This is a genomic window from Serratia sp. N21D137, from assembly GCF_047530005.1.
Classification (GTDB): domain Bacteria; phylum Pseudomonadota; class Gammaproteobacteria; order Enterobacterales; family Enterobacteriaceae; genus Chania; species Chania fonticola_B.
This window is the reverse complement of the sequence record NZ_JBLJAJ010000029.1, coordinates 1-18,676: the sequence shown is the minus strand read 5'-3', so window position 1 is coordinate 18,676 and position 18,676 is coordinate 1. Positions and strand designations below refer to the sequence as shown.

Genomic DNA, 18,676 nt, shown 5'->3' with positions numbered 1-18,676 from the left:
GTTGTCCAACACCCGGTTCGCCGGGTGTTTTTTCATCGGGGGTTGTCTATGCTGCGTCGCTATCGGTTCGAAATCATCCTTGGCACCCTGATCGTTTGCGGGCTCATCGCCAGCTTTTTTTATCTGTAATCTCCGATTTTTCTCAGGAAATTATCGGAAAATCAATCACCGACCATCTACACCGCGGCTAAATCAGTCTATAGTTAGCATTCAGTGTGTCTATGGATGATCCGAATTTGTCAGGCAAGAAACCTATGCGCATCTCTGTTTTACTGTTGTTGTGCTCATTTCCTTTGGCTTTATCCCATTCTGCGCATGCTGATAGCCCTTCCGAGGCGTCTGCGGCCGATCAAACCCGTCTGTTTTTTGGCAAAGATAACCGTATTAAAGTCACCGAAACCAGCGGTTGGCCATGGCAGGCTATTGGTCAGGTAGAAACCGCGAGTGGTAACCTGTGTACCGCTACGCTGATCTCTCCCCATCTGGCGCTAACCGCAGGCCACTGCGTACTGGCCCCTCCTGGCAATCTTGATAAGGCCGTGGCGCTGCGCTTTATTTCCGGTAGCAAAGGCTGGCAATACCAGACGGAAAATATCGAAACGCTGGTCGATAAGTCATTAGGTAAAAAGCTGAAGGCGGATGGCGACGGCTGGATCGTGCCACCAGCGGCGGCCGCATATGATTTTGCGTTGATCAGGCTAAAAGATAACAAACCGCTGGCGATTAAACCGTTGCCATTATGGCAAGGTGACGGAAAAGCGTTAACGCAAACCTTAAAGTTGGCAAAGCGCCTGGTCACCCAGGCCGGTTATCCAGAAGATCATCTGGACGATCTGTACAGCCATCAAAATTGTAAAGTCACCGGTTGGGCACAACAAGGCGTGTTATCACACCAGTGCGACACCTTACCCGGTGACAGCGGCTCCCCATTGATATTAAAGACCGCCGAAGGCTGGCGACTTATCGCTATCCAGAGCTCTGCACCCGCAGCACAAGACCGCTACCGGGCTGATAACCGCGCACTGTCAGTTACCGGCATTCGCGATGCTTTGGATCTCTTAGCCGCCGGTAAGTAACTCCTCCGAACAGCGCAGGCTACCGTTATCCCACCGGAGGGTAATGGTGGCGGGCAAACTGTGCTGCAATACCCTATCAACGTTTGGCCCATCGGTTTGCTGATAAAAGGTGCCGGCCTGCTCCAGTGATGAACCACCACGCATTTTACGCTCGATCAGCCGTGCCCGCAGTTGCTGTGCTGGTGCCTGAATAAATAGCGTTAAGTCGCTGTGACGGGCCAGATCGCGCCAACCTGGCTCATCAAGCAACAACCAGTTACCTTCTACGATCGTTACCGGTGCAGTCACCTCGATAGCGTTGGGTACCGGATCGTGCAACACGCGATCGTAGGTAGGCCACAATACACGTGGTTGATCGAGTGAAGCCAGCGCCAACTCAAGCTGCTGACGATCAAAGGTTTCTGGCATTCCCTTCTTGCTGCGCAACCCTTGCGCATCAAGCCAGGAGTTAGGACGGTGAAAGCCATCCATCGGCAGAGTTTGCAAGGCCGGTAATTCATCATGCTGTGCCGATAAATGCTGCCAGAAGGCCGTCAGCGTCGATTTACCGCTGCCAGGAGGTGCCGCCAGGAAAACCACCAGGCGCGCCCCCTTTTGCTGCTGCTTTTGGGCCAACAGGCGCAGTAAAGGTAAGTGCACCTGTTCGACCTCCTCATCGTTAAAAAAGGCATCGATCGTCAGCCCATTAACTGTTAGCGCTATTTTCATTGGTCAGTTCCTTTAACAGCGAAGTCACCGCCAGCGTTAATCCGGTTTTAATCATGTTGCCGTAGCGCTCGTTATTAAAAACCTCAAAGCTGGAAAACTTCATCTTTCTTATCGCACTGAAAAGTTGTTCGTTTTCCGTAATGGCATTCAGGTTTGCAATAAAATCAAAGGTCATTTCATCATGAAAGCTCAGCGAGCTATTTTCCGCCTGCACATGCTGGCTAAATTGTGAAAGACAGATGATATCGGCATAAACGGTTTTTTTGATTTTCCCCAGTGCATACAATAAGCGCAGGGAGACATCTATATTGTCCAAAGGGCCGGATTTTGCCAGCAATGGCTTTACCGCATATTCGAGTATGTCGGGATCGTTATTGACAAACACCTGTGGCAAATAGGTTTTGACAGCAGAAAATAAAATCTCATTTGCCTTCTGTAACCAATTGAGCAATTGTTCCTGCTCGTCCAGTTGTTCAATTATTTCATCTTCTGTCAGCGTTTTCATTCGTCCTGCGATACCATCAATGCAAGTGTAACGTATGAATTCTATTACACGACCCGTCGGTACCATTAATCATAAGGGTTTCTGTGCTCAAGTACCCCTCTTTTTGTTTTATTCCGCCGATAATGTCACCTTTGGTTATCCCGGTTGCCGAAAAAATCACCTCATCACTGGCGATCAGGGCATTGAGCGGCAAAATGGTGTTAATCTCAATTCCCATATTGCTGCAGCGCCGCCGTTCTTCCTGCGCCAATAATCTGTGCTCTGGCGTATCGCCTTTCGCCTGGCAGAAATCGATCAGCTCGGCTTGCATATCTCCGCCCAGCAGACGCACCGCACAGGCCGATATGACCCCTTCCGGCGCGCCACCCAAGGTATACATGATGTCGGCTTCACCACCTGGTAGGCAGGTCATCAGGCTGGCGGCCACGTCACCGTCAGGAATGGCAAAAATCTTCACCCCCAGCGCCTGCGCCTGTTGGCGGATCAGTTCATGGCGCGGTTTATCCAGCGTGATCATGCGCAGTTGATGCAATGGCTTACCCAATGCCTGCGCTACTTGCCGCAGATTTTGCTCCAGAGGCAACCGCAAATCGATAGCCCCTTTAGCTTCTGGCCCCACCACCATCTTGCGCATATACATGTCTGGGGCATGCAACAAAGCATTGTGTGGGGCAAAGGCGATCACGGCCAGCGCATTATATTGGCCCATGGCCACCATCCGCGTGCCTTCGATAGGATCAACAGCAATGTCCACGGCCGGGCCATTCCCGCTCCCCAACCGCTCACCGATATACAGCATGGGAGCCTGATCGATTTCGCCTTCACCGATCACAATCTGCCCCTGCATGGCCATACCACTCAGTTGCTGACGCATGGCCGCGACGGCCACCCCATCGATTTGATTTTTATCACCACAGCCCAGCAGCGGCCAGGCAGCCAATGCAGCCTGTTGAGTGGTGCGTACAATGTCATAAGCCAGCGATTTCATCGGCAGTTATACCCCTGTTTCCACGCCAAAATGTTGCAGCAGGAAACGCTCGGCCTGTTCGTTCCAAACGCCGTGGCTTTCAGCCACCAGTTCCGCCAAGCGGGCATAGAATGGGTCTGTTTTCCCGAGTTCTGGGAAGTCGGCAATTGCGGTTAACGGCATGGTGGCAAAGTTATAGATCAGCTTTTTCCCGCCGGGGATCGAAGGTAGATTGATGATGGTTTCCGGCACGGCATCCAGCCCACCTATATGGGTGATCATCACCGAAGGATTAATGCGGCCTTCAGCGGTCAGTTGCAGCGCCTCCAACATATCTCCCGTCGAGCCCCCCGAAGTGCCCACGACATGTGTGGATGCATAATGCACGTTGTAAAAGTTAAACGGCACTTTGAATTCACTGTCGGTTGGGCCCGCAAAGAAATTCAGGCAACCGTCTTCAGCCAGCAGATCATCCCCCAGCACCAGCACATCGGCCACCGCAGCATAAACGAAGACATCGTCAAAGCCGTGGCCCTGCGTCAGGTCACGTAAGGCAGCCACCGGGTCGGTAACCTTGCTGCTGTTGAAATACACCAGTTCTACGCCTTTTTCACGCGCTACGCTTTCCGGCAATAGCAATCTGGCCCGCGCCAAACGCGCCTCGTCGATATCCACGACCACTACCCGCGCAGGGCGGATGTTGCCGTTGATGGCATAATCGATCGCACCAATGCCCATCGGCCCGGCACTGGCCAATAACGCCACGTTGCCGCCGGGTTTGATCCCCATGCGATGCTCGTAAACATATTGCGTCGTATGGTAATTGGCATGGTAGGCACCTATGATGCAGCACATCGGCTCTGCCAAAGAGGCCGCCGCAAAATAGCTGCCTTCATACGGTAATACACAACCTAGCTCCACAGCCTGCTGTGGAATAATCATATAAGTAGCATTACCGCCAAAAAACTCGTAGCTATAACCCGCCGAATAGCCACTCGGCAATCCCATCGCTGGTTGCAGCACAAAACGTTGCCCAGCCCGGTAGCGTTGCTGCAGATTTTTACCCACCTGCTCAATGATCCCGGCACATTCATGGCCGGTGATCGCCGGGTGTTCGGCAACGTCATCAGGCACCCGCTTGTGGTTAGCCCCCAATTTGGCGGCCTTCCAGGTAGACAGGCACACACTGTCAGAAATGACCTTAACCAACAGTTCATCATCACCTAGCGGCGGCAATTCAAACTCACGCAGGCGAACGTCGTTTTGGCCATAAATAGCGGCGGCTTGGGTTTTCATACGGCTTCCTTTTCTGAGTGTGTGGCAACCAGTTGTTCCAACAAACGATCGAGATTGCTGTCACCGAGATAATTGCTGATCAATACTTTGGGTTTATCGCTCACCCGTTCGGCTCGCCCTTCCAGGCTAGAGTGCGTCACGATCAGGTCGGCTTCCGGCGGAATATTTTCAATGGCGTAGTGCTTCACGCTGATCGGCACCCCGGCTTTCTCCAAACGTTTACGGAAGGTGGTTGCCCCCATCGCGCTGGAACCCATGCCTGCATCACAAACAAATGCGATGTGACGGATCGGTTGTGTTTGCCCTTTGCCCGCAGCTTTCAAGGCTTTCACCTGCCGCTGTGAGTCATCAAAACTATCTTCGGTCACCTGCTTTTTCTCGGTTTTCAGGATCAGTGCGGCAATCAGGAACGAAACCAGCGTCCCGGCGGCGACGCCTGCCAAGGTACCAGCAAAGCCACCACGCGGCGTCAGAGCCAGATAGGCAAAGATTGAACCCGGGCTTGGCCCGGCAACCAAACCAGCCCCCATCAGATCAAACACGTAGATCCCCGCCATCCCGCCAGCAATCATGGCAATAATCATCAGCGGCTTCATCTGCACATACGGGAAGTAGAGTTCGTGAATACCCCCGAGGAAATGGATAATCATCGCGCCCGGTGCCGACTTTTTGCTCATACCCTGGCCAAATAGCGAAAACGCCAGCAGGATACCAAGCCCTGGCCCAGGGTTAGAGGCCACCATAAAGAACACCGAGCGGCCGTTCACCGCCGTATCCTGCATACCCAGCGGGTAATACACCCCCTGGTCGATGGCGTTATTCAGGAATAACACCTTCGCCGGTTCGTTGATAATCGACAACAGCGGCAGGTATCCAGTGGCTACCAGAGATTCAATGCCAGCACGTACCAAATGGTTAGCCTGCTGTACCGCTGGGCCAATCACCTCGTAGGCAAACAGGCACAAGAACATGCCGACAATCCCCAGTGAGAAGTTATTGACCACCATCTCAAAGCCAGCGGGGATACGCTTATCCAGCTTGGTGTCGATATATTTGATGATCACCCCGCCCAGCGGCCCCATCACCATCGCGCCGATGAACATAGGAATATCTGCCCCCACAATCACGCCGATGGTGCCAATCCCCCCCATCACCGCGCCACGTTTTTCCGCGATCAGGTAGCCACCGGTGGAGCCGATCATCAGCGGTAGCAAATAGGTGATCATCGGACCGACCAGTTGCCCAAAGTGTGCGTTAGGCATCCAGCCGGTGGGAATAAACAGTGCCGTAATAAATCCCCACGCAATAAATGCGCCGATATTAGGGATTACCATAGCCGTCAGGAACCCGCCAAAAGCTTGCACTCTGGCTCGCATTGTTTTATTGGCCATTATAATGATCCTTGAGTGTATAAAATCAGAAGCGCAGAATGATTTCTTTTATTTCTGATACCTTGGTTGCCTGAGTAAGCTGTTCAATTGCCTGGTCATCACAGAACATTTCACTCAATAACTGGATGGCATTGATATGGCTGTCGGCATCTTTTGCCGCCAGGCCGATTAACACTTTCACCTGCGGATTGTCATCATTGAAATAAACCCCCTGCGGCAATACCGTTAGGGTTAATGCCGTGCCCAAAGCCCCTTCTTCCGGACGTGCATGGGGCATAGCCACTTCCGGTGTAAGAATATAATAGGCGCCATTATTTTGCGTACTGTGCTTTATTGCCGCCACATAACGTGGCTCAACGATATTATTTTCCAGCAGACAGCACATCGATAAATCAATAGCCTGCTGCCAGTCGCAATCTTGCTGGTGAACGGTAAATGCATTTTCCGGGAAGTAATCTATCAATCCATTCATGTGTTTTTCCTATCGTTATTCCAAGAGGATTGGGAATTGCTTTGCAGCTTATGGAGTAATAATGGGAAACGCAATCCGATGCCATTTCGTGATTGAAATCACTTTTAATGTGAAATACATTGCAATTGAAGATCTGGTTCACAAAAAATTGATTGAAATTTTCAAATTATATATTTGTCAATAGTTAAAATGTGACCAATATTGCATTTAACTAATTTTATAAAAATATAAATATTGTGACATTAATCACCGTTGCAGTATTGCCAATCAAGAAAAATAGCAGGAATTACTCAATACTTCGTATCCCACCCGCCATAAACCGCTTTGGCGTGGTGCCGGTATACTGGCGGAAAAAGGCGATAAATGCGCTGTCGCTTGAGAAGGCCAACCGCTGCGCAACCGCGCTTACGGAAGGCAATTGCGCCAGTAACTCAATGGCGTGCATCAAACGCCATTGCTGGCACCACTGCTGATAGCTCAGCCCGGTTTCCCGCTGGAAGATTCGCGTTAACGTTTTAGGATGGAGATTGATCGCCTTGGCTAATACCATCAGCCCAGGGAGCTGATCGACGCCGTTTAAGCTATCAATCCAGGCCGCTATGCGCGGTTCGCTCGGCAGTATCAAGCTGGTATTTTCCTGCTCCGCCACCCTCAGTTCATTGCGCAAGACTCTCAGCAGATCTTCCGCCTGGGGATGCTGCTGCGCGTAGTCAAACGGCCAATGTGCGATGCGTTCTATCACCGCGGCCAGTAACGGATTGGCGGCTAACACCGCACTGTGCGGCATTGCCAGCATCGCGGCATCCGTAAAATAGAGCGAACGGTAAGCCACCTGCCCGCGCAGTTGCACGCGATGCCTCACGCCGCTCGGTATCCAGATAATGCGCGTTGGCGGCAGGATCAGCCAGCGTTCGGCTAACGTCACCGTCATACAACCACGTGGAGCATAGAGGATCTGGGCCCGTTGATGCTGATGTACGCCAGAATCATGTTCCGCCAGTTCGGCACTAATTCCCACCACCGGAGCGAAGTAACTATCCGGATCAAAAACCTGATGTTGCAGGATCAGTGCCATGCCGCAGTCCCATTTTCATTGTTTTTTGTCCTGATGATTGTAATCGAACAATCGCCATCTCCCTATACTGCTGTCACTTATTTGGGAGAATGCTATGTCCGTCAAAAATCTGCCTCTGCGACTGATCATCGTGATGATCATGGCACCACAAATCCTGGAAACGCTCTATAGCCCGGCGTTAACCGCTATCCGCTTTGATTACCATATCGATGCCACGCAGGCCGGCCACACGCTGTCGGTCTATTTTTTCGCCTTCGCTTTCGGCGTGGCGTTTTGGGGAACGATCAGCGACAAATATGGCCGTAGAGCCGCCATGCTCGCCGGTTTGCTGCTGTATACGGCAGGAGCCTTGCTGGCGTTGCTGAGCAACTCTTTCACGTTGCTCATCGTCTCGCGCGCCATTATCGCCTTTGGTGCCGCCGTTGGTTCTGTGGTGACGCAAACCATGCTGCGCGATGTCTATCAGGGGCAGGCGTTAGGCAAGATGTTTGCGATAATTGGTATGGCATTGTCGATAAGCCCGGTGTTGGGGATGTTTAGCGGCGGAATGCTGGTGTTTTGGGGCGGTCGCATGGCCATTTTCTCCGCGCAAGCAGGATTGGCGCTGTTGTTGCTGATCTGGTGCTGGCGAGCGTTGCCAGAAACCCGTCAGCAAACCGCCGGTATCGCTTTACTCCCCTGTTTGCAGGAGATGCTGTGCGATAGGCAAATCTGGTGCTCGGTGTTACTGGTTGCCAGTTTTAACATCATGGCGTTCAGCTACTTCAGCCTGGCCCCGTTTATTTTTGAGACCTTGGGGCTGACCAGCGAGCAGTTTGGGTATTCGGGGATTGTTTTGGCCTTTGGCAGCCTGTGCGGCGCAGCGGCAAACCGCTATCTTCTGCAAAAAGGATTATGCGATTACCGGCAGATCCAAATGGCCAGTCTGTTAGCCCTATTGGCCGCTGTTGCTGCATGGTATTGGCAGGCAAGTCTGATGATCCTGCTGCCCTGCATGGCGGTGACCGTTGCCTTTGGCTTGGCCATTCCCAATATTCTCAGCCAGGCACTGAAGCATTACCGCAACCGGCTGGGTGCTGCCGGAGCGGTATTGGGATTACTCTATTATCTGCTGATCGCTGGCGGCCTGGCACTGGCCGCCATGGGTCAGCACCTGCCGTTAACGCTGCTGGGATGTAGCCTGTTAAGCCTCGCCTGTTCAGCAAAGCTTCAAGGTTACGCAGAGAGCTGATCGATGGTCTGCAAGATACGCTTCTCAGAAATCGGGTAAGGCGTACCCAACTGCTGAGCGAATAGGCTAACGCGCAGCTCCTCAATCATCCAGCGTACCGCCTTCACCTCTTCATCCTGCTGGCGTTTTGGCGGCAGCTTGTTCAGCCACTGCTGCCACGCCTGTTGGACCTGCTCCACCCGGATCATCTGAGCGCGATCGCGGTGCGGATCGATCGCCAGCTTCTCCAGGCGGCGCTCAATCGCTTGCAGATAACGCAAGGTGTCCGGCAGGCGGCTCCAACCGTTATTGGTGACAAAGCCACGGTAAACCAGGCCATTAAGCTGGGCCTTGATATCGGACAGCGCCAACGCCAACGAGATATCAACGCGCCCTTTCAGACGCTTGTTGATGTTGAAGACCGTCGTCAGGATCTGTTCCACCTGTTTGGCCACGCCCACCACGGTTTCGTTCAGCTCGGCCCGCACCAACTCTTGCAGCCGGGCAAAGTTTTCTTCCGCCCACACCGGCCCGCCGTGTTCGGCAATCAGCTTGTCGATGCCGCAGGAGATACAGTCGTCGATCAGATCCAGCACTTTGCCATACGGGTTGAAATACAGCCCAAGCTTGGCCTTGTTCGGCAACTTCTCATGCAGATATTTGATCGGCGACGGGATGTTCAACAGCAACAAACGGCGCGTACCTTGCCACATGGCCTGCTGCTGCTCCTGTTCGCTGTCAAACAGACGGATGGCTACGCTATCTTTTTCGTCCACCAGCGCCGGATAGGCCTTGACCGAGTAACCACCACGCTTCTGCTCATAAAACTCAGGGAGTTTGCCAAAGCTCCAGATATGCAGATTGCTCTGTTCCAGACCATCATCAGCCACGGCCGACAGCGTCTCTTGTACCTTGTCTTTGAGCTGGACCCTTAGCGCGGCCAGATCTTTGCCTTCGCGCAGGGTTTTGTGTTTCTCACCCACCACGCGGAAGGTCATTTTCAGATGATCGGGCACCTGATCCCACTGCCAATCATCACGTGACACTGTCACACCTGTCATACGACGTAACTCGCGTTCCAACGAATCCAGCAGCGGCATCTCCAATGGCGTTGCCCGGCCAAGGAAAGCTTCAGCGTAGTTCGGCGCTGGCACAAAATTGCGCCGTACCGGCTTGGGTAAGGATTTGATCAGTGCGATCACGAGTTCACGGCGGATACCGGGGATTTGCCACTCAAAACCGGCCTCTTCCACCTGATTGAGGATCGGTAACAGGATGTGCACGGTAACGCCATCGGCGTCAGTACCCGGCTCAAACTGGTAGGTCAGGCGCAACTTGAGGTTGCCCTGATACCAGTAGTTCGGATAATCCAGCGCGCTGACCTTATTGGCTCCATCCTTGATCAACATCTCTTTTTCAAAGTTGAGCAGCTCAGGGTTCTGCTTCCCGGCGGTTTTCCACCACTGGTCAAAATGACGCCCGGACACCACATCGCTCGGAATGCGCTGATCGTAGAAACTGAACAGCGTTTCGTCATCCACCAGAATGTCACGGCGGCGCGATTTGTGTTCCAGCTCTTCCACTTCGGCACGCAGCTTCAGGTTGGCGGCGAAGAACGGGTGCCGCGTTTGCCAGTCACCTTCCACCAGCGCATGGCGGATAAACAGTTCACGGCACAGCAGCGGATCGATGGTGCTGTAATTTACCGGGCGAGCTGCGACGATCGGCAGACCAAACAGCGTGACCTTTTCACTGGCCATCACCGCGCCCTGGGATTTGGACCAGTGCGGTTCGCTGTAATGATGCTTGACCAGGTGCTGAGCCATCGGCTCAATCCATTCTGGCTCGATACGCGCGGCAATACGGCCCCACAGGCGGCTGGTTTCCACCAGTTCTGCCACCATCGTCCACTTAGGCGGCTTCTTGAACAGCCCGGAGCCCGGGAAGATGGAGAAACGGGCGTTGCGCGCACCGGTAAACTCTTGCTTATCCGCATCCTTTTGGCCAATGTGCGAAAGCAGGCCGCTCAGCAGCGCGGTATGCACGCTGCGGTAGTCCGAAGGCACGCTGTTGACCGGCAAGCCTAACTCTTTCACCACCTGGCGCAATTGGGTGTAGATATCCTGCCATTCACGCACCCGCAGATAGTTAAGGAAATCGTTGCGGCACAGGCGGCGGAACTGGCTGGAAGAGTTTTCCTTCTGCTGTTCCTTCAGATAATCCCACAGGTTGACGAACGCCATAAAATCGGAGTCTTTGTCGGCAAAACGGCGGTGTTTTTCATCGGAGGCCTGTTGCTTATCCATCGGCCGCTCGCGCGGATCCTGGATCGACAACGCCGAGGTGATGATCATCATCTCGCGCACGCTACCACTCTTTTGGGCTTCCAGCACCATTCGCGCCAAACGTGGATCGATCGGCAACTGCGCCAACTGACGGCCCTGTGGGGTCAGTTGATAGTGGCCGTTTTCCGCAGTTTTGATCGCCCCCAACTCTTCCAACAGACGCACGCCGTCCTGGATATTGCGATTATCCGGCGCTTCGACAAACGGGAAGGCGGCAATATCGCCCAACCCCAGCGAGGTCATCTGCAATATGACCGAGGCCAGGTTAGTTCGCAGAATTTCCGGATCGGTAAACGCCGGGCGCGACAGGAAATCCTGTTCCGAGAACAGGCGGATACAGATACCGTCCGAAACACGCCCACAGCGGCCCTTACGCTGGTTAGCAGAAGCTTGCGACACCGGCTCGATCGGCAAACGCTGCACTTTGGTACGGAAGCTGTAGCGGCTGATACGCGCCGTACCTGGGTCGATAACGTATTTAATACCCGGCACGGTCAGCGAGGTTTCTGCCACGTTGGTCGCCAGCACGATGCGGCGGCCGTGGTGCGACTGGAACACCCGGTTCTGTTCACTGTTGGACAAGCGGGCATACAGCGGCAGCACCTCGGTATGCGGCAGGTTGAGCTTGGTCAGCGCATCGGCGGTATCACGGATTTCACGTTCACCGCTCATAAAGATCAGGATATCGCCTGGCCCTTCACGCCCCAATTCGTCCACTGCGTCGAAGATAGCCTGAAGCTGATCGCGTTCGGTATCATCGGCGTCGTCCACCACCGGCCGATAACGCACCTCGACCGGATAGGTACGTCCAGAAACCTCGATGATCGGCGCATTGTTGAAGTGGCGAGAAAAGCGCTGCGGATCGATGGTGGCCGAGGTGATGATCACCTTCAGATCCGGGCGTTTTGGCAACAGCTCCCGCAGGTAACCCAAGATGAAATCGATGTTCAGGCTGCGCTCGTGCGCCTCATCGATGATCAGGGTGTCGTACTGCATCAGCAGGCGATCCTGCTGGATTTCGGCCAGCAAGATCCCGTCGGTCATCAGTTTGACCAGGGTATTTTCACCCACCTGATCGTTGAAGCGCACCTTGTAACCGACGCTGCCACCCAGCGGGGTTTCCAGCTCATCGGCAATGCGGTTGGCAACGGTGCGTGCAGCCAGGCGGCGCGGTTGCGTGTGGCCAATCAGGCCTTTGACGCCGCGCCCTAACTCCAGGCAGATTTTCGGTAGCTGTGTAGTCTTCCCTGAGCCGGTTTCACCCGCCACGATCACCACTTGATGATCGCGGATGGCGGCAAGAATGTCCTGCTTCTTCTGGCTGACAGGCAGGCTTTCCGGGTAAGTGATTTTCGGGCACGAGGCCGCGCGGGAGCGCACCTTCAGCATGGCTTGCTCGATATCACCCGCTATTTCTGCGGCAACCGCCTGTTGAGCTTCGGGGCTTTTGACTTTGCGCGCACCTTGCAACCGGCGTTGCAGGCGCTGCTGATCACGGAGCATCAAGTCTCCCAGTTGGGATGACAATGCCGCGAGCGTAGATTTCACGTTCGGTGTTCCTTGTTTCTTCGCAACTACTGCTTAACGTCAGGGACTAGGTTTGATGTTATAGCTGACGTGTCGGTGCCAATAACTGCGTTTATTAAATTAGGTTTATCGATTTTTTGACTTAGCGCAGCAGGATACCACAATGGCATTTCTCCCCATAATCCATCCATTTAACCTGGGTTTTCTTATTCAATAAAATCGAACGTAGATCTCGAAATATTCCGCTATCCCTGTTGGAACAATATGAATAGAGTGTACCTCATGCAACGGGCGACCAGCCCTGATGTCACAGTCAACACGAAAGGAATTATCGATGAGCAACGTATTGGTTCTAAAATCCAGCATCCTGGCAACTTATTCTCAGTCTAACCAATTGGCTGATTTCTTCGTTGAGCAGTGGGCCAATGCTCACAGCAACGATACCATCACCGTGCGTGACCTGGCTGCACAGCCAATCCCGGTGCTGGATGGCGAACTGGTTGGCGCAATGCGTCCTTCAGATGCCCCGCTGACTCCACGCCAGAAAGAAGCTCTGGCCCTGTCAGACGAACTGATTGCCGAGCTGCAAGCCAACGATACTATCGTTATCGCCGCTCCGATGTACAACTTCAACATCCCAACTCAGTTGAAGAATTATTTTGACCTGATTGCCCGTGCCGGCGTGACCTTCCGTTACACCGAGAACGGCCCGGAAGGCCTGGTAAAAAACAAACGTGCCATCATTCTGACCAGCCGTGGCGGCATCCATAAAGGCACCCCAACCGACCTGGTAGAACCTTACCTGCGTCTGTTCCTGGGCTTTATCGGTATTACCGAGATTGAGTTCGTCTTTGCCGAAGGGATTGCCTACGGTCCAGACGTTGCGACCAAAGCCCAGGCCGATGCCAAAGCGTTACTGGCCGAAGTGATCGCCGCTTAATTAGCGATGCCAGGGCGCAGAGATTGCGCTCTGGTAAGTCACACACCTGCAAAATCCGTTTTACCCTCATAACAATAAGTCGTTTAAATTCCGTTGCGCGCCTAGAGGCGCGCTTTTTTTATTTCTGCAACCACTGGCCGTTAATGCCACGGACATATTCCCCTGCTGGCGCTCGTGTCACCAGCTTCTGCCCGGCCATCCGCGCAACTTCATCGATGGCGATATGATTGCTGGCGGCCACCTGCTGATATTTCTCGGCGCGTCCGGCATTGATTTTTTTCACCAACGCCTGAGTCTCCGCGTCCTGCTTCACCGGAGCGATATAACCACTGAGCGTTTCACCAACCCGCCCCTGCTGTTTGGCTTCATCCAGCGTCAACGCCTGAGCCATCCCACTGAATAACCAACCGGCGGCAATCAACCACAGATAACGTTTTTTCATGCTGGCTCCTAGAACAGACCGCTTTGGTCTTTCAGCAGGTTCTCAACGTCCTTATCCACTTTGATACGGATCTCATGTTCAATTTTGACGTTCATATTGATGGTGATGGGATCTTTAGGCGTCGCCACCTCAATGCGCGGTACGCAACCGCTCAGCAAGGATGCGCCCAACACGGCGGCCAGCAATGGCCCTGTCGCGTTCTTCATTGTTGTTCCTCGGGTTTAGAGAGCGTCTGCTCCAGCCACTCTTGTAAATTGTCGCCGAAGCGCAGGCTGCGCCACAGCTGAAACACGTTTTCCTGATGGCTATAGTTAAGGATAACCTCACGCTTGGCATTTTTCTGCGGATTTACGCCATCGATATGCGCCTTTAGCGTCAATTCGCCCAGGTTATCGAGATCGACCCGCGCCTTTGAGCGGTTGATTTCCATGTAGCGTAGCCAGTCGATGGCGGCACCGGTGGCCAGGTTATTGCTGCCAATGGCATCGGCCATATCTTTATCCAGCCGCAGCGTCATGACCCCCGCATTGGCGATCCAGCCATTTTGCACCAGCCATTTGGGGTGGTTCAGGTAGAGCGGCAACTCGCCGTTGATGCGACCAGACATGGCGAACTGCTTCGGTTTGAGCGCGGTAAACAGTGCGCTGAGGTCGATTTCTTCCAGTTTGAGCACCGCCGCATCATGCTGCGGCATCCGTAATGCCGAAAGGCTGATATGACCGTTCAGCATATCCACACCGATGTTGCTCAACGTCAACGGATACGCTTCGCTGTAGGGATAGGTACCTTGCAGATCGGCGGTAATATTCTGCATCTCAAACAACGTCTTGATAGATTTGATGCGCAGCATGATCGGCCGTTTGGCCCCAAGCTGCCACAGGTGGTTCTTAAACCGATAGGGCAAGACAAAGTCCAGCCCGCTCAATTCGCCATCTTGCAGCCACATGCCGCCATTGCGCACCACCCAGTGGCCACCGGCTTCAAACCCCTGCACTCGCGCAGCAGAAAATGCCGACTGTGCATAGAACTCGCCTGCCCGCAGTTTGATGTTCAGATCGGGTGAAATCAGCGGTTGGAATACCGTTAACGACTGTTTTGGCCACCAGCCTTCACCCCGCAGGCGTTCACCATCCCAGCGGCCACGCAACTTGATTGGCCCAATCTGCTCGGCCTGCAACGCGCCTTGCCATTGGAAACTGTCTGGCCCCGTACCTTGCAACTGCAAATCCAGTACCGAAGGCGGCAAATAACGGCCTGCACCAAAACTGGTTTTGTCAGCCACCAGTTGCACACCGCCGGTAAGGCTCGGTGCTTTGCTATCCCGCTGCCACTGGATCGGCTGGCTGAGCGTCATGCGCGGCGTCGCGACCGTGACCATGCCGTATTTCAACCGATCAAAACCGGTGGAAAGACGATCCAGGGTGATGCTGGTGTCCTGCCAACGCCCACTGCCTGCAACATCCCAGGCGGCCTGTAGCGGGGGTAACTTGCCGTTACCCCAAGCGCGCCATTGCCACTGACCATGATCTGGCCAGAAATCTTGTGCCTGGCCGTCCAAATGCAGCTTGAAACGGCCCCAGTAACTTTCGCTGGCGCTGATAATCGCCTGCAAACGGCCACTGATCCCAAGAGCGGTGACTTTTACTCCAGCCAGCGGCAGCCGAGCCTCTTCCAGTTTTATGTCCGGTGCCGGGCGGCCCCAGGCGCGCAGTAAAGACCCCGGCTGTAGCACCAGCGTTGGGTTAAGGACCGAGCCGCTGATAATGCCGGGAATTGACGCCGTAAGCGAGAGATTGGCCAGGTTTGCCTGCCCGGTCAGCTGGAATCCCAGATCGCTGTTGGTCAGACTCAGGCTACCCGGCCCCAACGTCAGCACCGCGTTACCCTTGCCGTTGTGCCCGGCAGTGATCACGTTCAAACGTGCGGTAATTTGGGTTTCGTCAAACCCCTGGCTCCAGTCATGCAACGCCACATTCAAACCACCACTGAGCGGTTGCTCCAGATAAGGCCAGCGCCATTCGCCTTTTTCGATGCTGATCTGTTTTGGCGTTAGTGCCCAAGGGAGCGTCGCCAACGGTTGGTCGCTGCCCTTTTCCGTCAGGGTCAATACGCCCTGCTGCTGTTGCCAGTGCAAATCCAGCAGCAAGTGTTTTTCCAGATAGGCGGTTTGTATCTCACCTTGCAACGCCCCTTGGATCGGCAAACTGTCCATATCCAGCGGTACGGTGACTTTGCCTGTCAGTTGTACAGGAACCGTGCTGTTGGGTGGCGTGATGCTAAGCTTGCTTAGCGTCAGTTGCTGATGTTCATCCAACTGCGCCTCGGCGGTGACGTTCTTACCTTGATAATGCAACCGTTGGCCAGTGGCCGCAGACGACAGTTGCAATTTACCGGCGTAGGCTTGCCATGGGGTGAGCGTGAGAAGATTGATATTCAGGTCAAACGGCGGCAGCATCGCTTGCAATTGGTCTAGCGCCAATGGAGTGCTGTCCCCCTCGGAGGCGGGCAATTTTGACAGGCAGGCGGTATCCACGTCCGCTCGTTCACCCTTTAAATGCCAACTTCCCATTTGGTAGGCGAGTTGCAGTTCACTGACATTGGCGATGGCGCAGCCTTGGGCGCTGAACTTCAGCCCATCAAGATGCAAAGCCCCCTGCTGCCAACGCAAGGGCCCTTGCAAAACCAGCTGGCTACCCTGCGGTAACCAAGGCGCTATCGCACGCGGCAACCAACGAGGCAAGGTTTGCCACAGCGCGATGATCAACAGGATGATGCCCGTTACGATCGCTACGAATACTTTTAATCTCTTGGTCATTAAGCGCAGGTTTAGTTCCTGATAAACATCGATTAGCCAGGCGCAATGATGACACGGATCCCCTGGCAGGTGAAGGTGAACCCATCTCATCATTTATAGAGCAGGTTTCGCAATTTTGATATTTACCCAGTGAATACAGAAAATGGCTAATACACTGATTATCAGCATAAAACCCTAAAAGGCCTGCGCCGCCGCAGGTCGCTAAACCATTGTCGTATTTGGCAAAATATGTTAATTTGATCACATAATCACGCGGGAGAAACCACGATGAAAATGGCGATTTACAGCACCAAACAGTATGACCGTAAGTATCTTGAATTGGTAAATCAGCAGTTTGGTTATGAGCTGGAGTTTTTCGACTTTCTGCTAAGCAAGAAAACCGCCAAAACGGCTATCGGCTGTAAGGCCGTATGCATCTTCGTCAATGACGACGGTAGCCGGGAAGTGCTGGAAGAGCTGGCCGCGCTTGGGGTCGAGATCCTCGCCCTGCGTTGCGCCGGGTTCAATAACGTCGATCTGGATGCGGCGAAAGAGCTGGGTATCAAGGTGGTGCGCGTTCCGGCTTATTCACCTGAAGCCGTCGCCGAACACGCCGTGGGCATGATGATGTGCCTGAACCGCCGCATTCATCGTGCTTATCAGCGCACCCGCGATGCCAACTTCTCGCTGGAAGGGCTGATCGGCTTCAATATGCATAACCGCACCGCAGGCGTGATTGGCACCGGTAAGATCGGCGTAGCCACCATGCGTATTCTGAAAGGCTTTGGTATGAAGCTCTTGGCCTACGATCCCTACCCAAGCGCGCAGGCGTTAGAACTGGGTGCCGAATATGTCGATCTTAAGACGCTGTATGCCCAGGCGGACGTGATCACCCTGCACTGCCCGTTGACGCCGGAAAACCATCACCTGCTGAATGCGGACGCGTTTTCCATGATGAAGGACGGCGTGATGGTGATTAACACCAGCCGCGGTGCCTTGATCGACTCTTCCGCCGCTATCGATGCCCTCAAACAGCAGAAGATTGGTGCGCTGGGGATGGACGTATACGAGAACGAACGCGACCTGTTCTTTGAAGACAAATCCAACGACGTGATCCAGGACGACGTTTTCCGCCGCCTGTCCGCCTGCCATAACGTGCTGTTTACCGGCCACCAGGCGTTCCTGACGGAAGAGGCGTTGACCAGTATCTCGCAAACCACGTTGAAAAATATTGAACAGCTTACGCGGGGTGAAGCCTGCCCTAATCAGCTTAATGCCTAATACTTTGGGGCGCGCTTAGCGCCCCTGATCCTTCCGACAAAACCTGAACAGGTTCACAATGATGAAAAAACTGATCCCTTTAGCAATGGCCTGTGCGCTATTGGCTGGCTGTGGTTCCGCGCAAACCAAACAACAAACCGTAGTAGAAAGCGATCTGCTGCATCACAACTTTGTGTTGCAAAGCGTGGATGGTGTAGCGGTTGAGGCGAAACAAGGCAGCGGCCCGAGCATTGAGTTCGGCGAGAAAATGAATATTTCCGGATCTATGTGCAACCGTTTCTTCGGCCAGGGCCAGTTAGAAAACGGCGTGCTGACGGTGAAAAACCTCGCTACGACCCGCATGATGTGCGCGGATCCGCAACGTAACCAATGGGATCAAACCATCGGCACACTGCTGGCTAACGGTGCAAAAGTCTCTCTCAACGGCCAACAGCTGACCCTGAGCGGCAGCGATCACCAACTGGTGTATACCCTGAAAGACTGGGTCAATTAATTTTCCCCCTCACCCCAACCCTCTCCCTGTACAGACCGGGGACATCATGAACACTTGTTCGGGGACATGGTAGACACTTACAACATAGGTATGAGTACTTCTGAGTGGAGTTGCTTATGCCGTGGGATGAGAGATCTGCCATGTCATTACGTAC

General features: G+C 53.8%; 16 protein-coding genes. 5 read left to right on the top strand and 11 right to left on the bottom strand.

The features are described from left to right. Positions 1 to 254: 254 nt before the first annotated feature. On the top strand, positions 255 to 1,076 hold the full coding sequence (locus tag ACMV5H_RS19820) for a trypsin-like serine peptidase (protein ID WP_021806511.1): 822 nt from the start codon (positions 255 to 257) through the stop codon (positions 1,074 to 1,076). On the opposite strand, the gene ACMV5H_RS19815 is transcribed toward ACMV5H_RS19820, so the two are convergent. From ACMV5H_RS19815 to ACMV5H_RS19785, 7 genes are all read right to left on the bottom strand, one after another. Continuing rightward, the gene (locus ACMV5H_RS19815; RefSeq protein ID WP_414822322.1) at positions 1,059 to 1,784 is read right to left on the bottom strand and encodes a nucleoside/nucleotide kinase family protein; all 726 of its coding nucleotides are present in this window, start codon (positions 1,782 to 1,784) and stop codon (positions 1,059 to 1,061) included. The genes ACMV5H_RS19820 and ACMV5H_RS19815 overlap by 18 nt on opposite strands. Next, positions 1,762 to 2,289, bottom strand: a complete 528-nt coding sequence (locus ACMV5H_RS19810) for an MltR family transcriptional regulator (RefSeq protein WP_414822321.1) — start codon at positions 2,287 to 2,289, stop codon at positions 1,762 to 1,764. Before ACMV5H_RS19810 ends, ACMV5H_RS19815 begins: the two co-directional genes overlap by 23 nt. A 16-nt stretch (positions 2,290 to 2,305) precedes the next feature. Then, positions 2,306 to 3,277 (bottom strand): class II fructose-bisphosphatase, encoded by a 972-nt coding sequence (glpX, locus tag ACMV5H_RS19805; protein ID WP_414822320.1) that lies wholly within the window; start codon positions 3,275 to 3,277, stop codon positions 2,306 to 2,308. A 6-nt stretch (positions 3,278 to 3,283) separates the two neighbouring features. Further along, a complete protein-coding gene (locus ACMV5H_RS19800; protein ID WP_166732632.1) occupies positions 3,284 to 4,552 on the bottom strand; it encodes a zinc-binding dehydrogenase in 1,269 nt (422 codons plus the stop codon). Continuing rightward, entirely contained in the window at positions 4,549 to 5,943 is a 1,395-nt protein-coding gene (locus ACMV5H_RS19795; protein WP_414822319.1) for a PTS mannitol transporter subunit IICB, read from the bottom strand. Before ACMV5H_RS19795 ends, ACMV5H_RS19800 begins: the two co-directional genes overlap by 4 nt. A gap of 25 nt (positions 5,944 to 5,968) precedes the next feature. Further along, positions 5,969 to 6,415, bottom strand: a complete 447-nt coding sequence (locus ACMV5H_RS19790) for a PTS sugar transporter subunit IIA (RefSeq protein ID WP_209522883.1) — start codon at positions 6,413 to 6,415, stop codon at positions 5,969 to 5,971. 286 nt (positions 6,416 to 6,701) lie between these two features. Next, positions 6,702 to 7,490 (bottom strand): AraC family transcriptional regulator, encoded by a 789-nt coding sequence (locus ACMV5H_RS19785; RefSeq protein ID WP_115158892.1) that lies wholly within the window; start codon positions 7,488 to 7,490, stop codon positions 6,702 to 6,704. A 94-nt stretch (positions 7,491 to 7,584) separates the two neighbouring features. Between ACMV5H_RS19785 and ACMV5H_RS19780 the strand changes: the two genes are divergently transcribed. Further along, positions 7,585 to 8,721, top strand: a complete 1,137-nt coding sequence (locus ACMV5H_RS19780) for an MFS transporter (RefSeq protein ID WP_414822318.1) — start codon at positions 7,585 to 7,587, stop codon at positions 8,719 to 8,721. On the opposite strand, the gene hrpA is transcribed toward ACMV5H_RS19780, so the two are convergent. Further along, the gene (gene hrpA, locus ACMV5H_RS19775) at positions 8,706 to 12,593 is read right to left on the bottom strand and encodes an ATP-dependent RNA helicase HrpA (RefSeq protein ID WP_414822317.1); all 3,888 of its coding nucleotides are present in this window, start codon (positions 12,591 to 12,593) and stop codon (positions 8,706 to 8,708) included. The genes ACMV5H_RS19780 and hrpA overlap by 16 nt on opposite strands. Positions 12,594 to 12,906: 313 nt before the next feature. Here hrpA and ACMV5H_RS19770 point away from each other — a divergent pair, with 313 nt between their 5' ends. Next, on the top strand, positions 12,907 to 13,512 hold the full coding sequence (locus ACMV5H_RS19770; protein ID WP_414822316.1) for an FMN-dependent NADH-azoreductase: 606 nt from the start codon (positions 12,907 to 12,909) through the stop codon (positions 13,510 to 13,512). Between the two features lie 118 nt (positions 13,513 to 13,630). Here ACMV5H_RS19770 and ACMV5H_RS19765 read toward each other — a convergent pair whose 3' ends face one another. Genes ACMV5H_RS19765 through ACMV5H_RS19755 form a run of 3 tightly spaced genes read right to left on the bottom strand, consistent with a single transcriptional unit; the run spans position 13,631 to position 16,769 of the window. Continuing rightward, a complete protein-coding gene (locus ACMV5H_RS19765; RefSeq protein ID WP_021806521.1) occupies positions 13,631 to 13,954 on the bottom strand; it encodes a YdbL family protein in 324 nt (107 codons plus the stop codon). A gap of 8 nt (positions 13,955 to 13,962) precedes the next feature. Continuing rightward, the gene (locus ACMV5H_RS19760) at positions 13,963 to 14,160 is read right to left on the bottom strand and encodes a YnbE family lipoprotein (protein ID WP_021177849.1); all 198 of its coding nucleotides are present in this window, start codon (positions 14,158 to 14,160) and stop codon (positions 13,963 to 13,965) included. Further along, positions 14,157 to 16,769, bottom strand: coding sequence for a YdbH family protein (locus tag ACMV5H_RS19755; RefSeq protein WP_414822315.1), 2,613 nt, complete (start codon positions 16,767 to 16,769; stop codon positions 14,157 to 14,159). Before ACMV5H_RS19755 ends, ACMV5H_RS19760 begins: the two co-directional genes overlap by 4 nt. Before the next feature lie 267 nt (positions 16,770 to 17,036). Here ACMV5H_RS19755 and ACMV5H_RS19750 point away from each other — a divergent pair, with 267 nt between their 5' ends. After that, the gene (locus ACMV5H_RS19750; protein ID WP_021806523.1) at positions 17,037 to 18,029 is read left to right on the top strand and encodes a 2-hydroxyacid dehydrogenase; all 993 of its coding nucleotides are present in this window, start codon (positions 17,037 to 17,039) and stop codon (positions 18,027 to 18,029) included. A gap of 61 nt (positions 18,030 to 18,090) precedes the next feature. Continuing rightward, positions 18,091 to 18,522, top strand: a complete 432-nt coding sequence (gene hslJ, locus ACMV5H_RS19745) for a heat shock protein HslJ (RefSeq protein WP_024486551.1) — start codon at positions 18,091 to 18,093, stop codon at positions 18,520 to 18,522. The last annotated feature ends 154 nt before the right edge of the window (positions 18,523 to 18,676 follow it).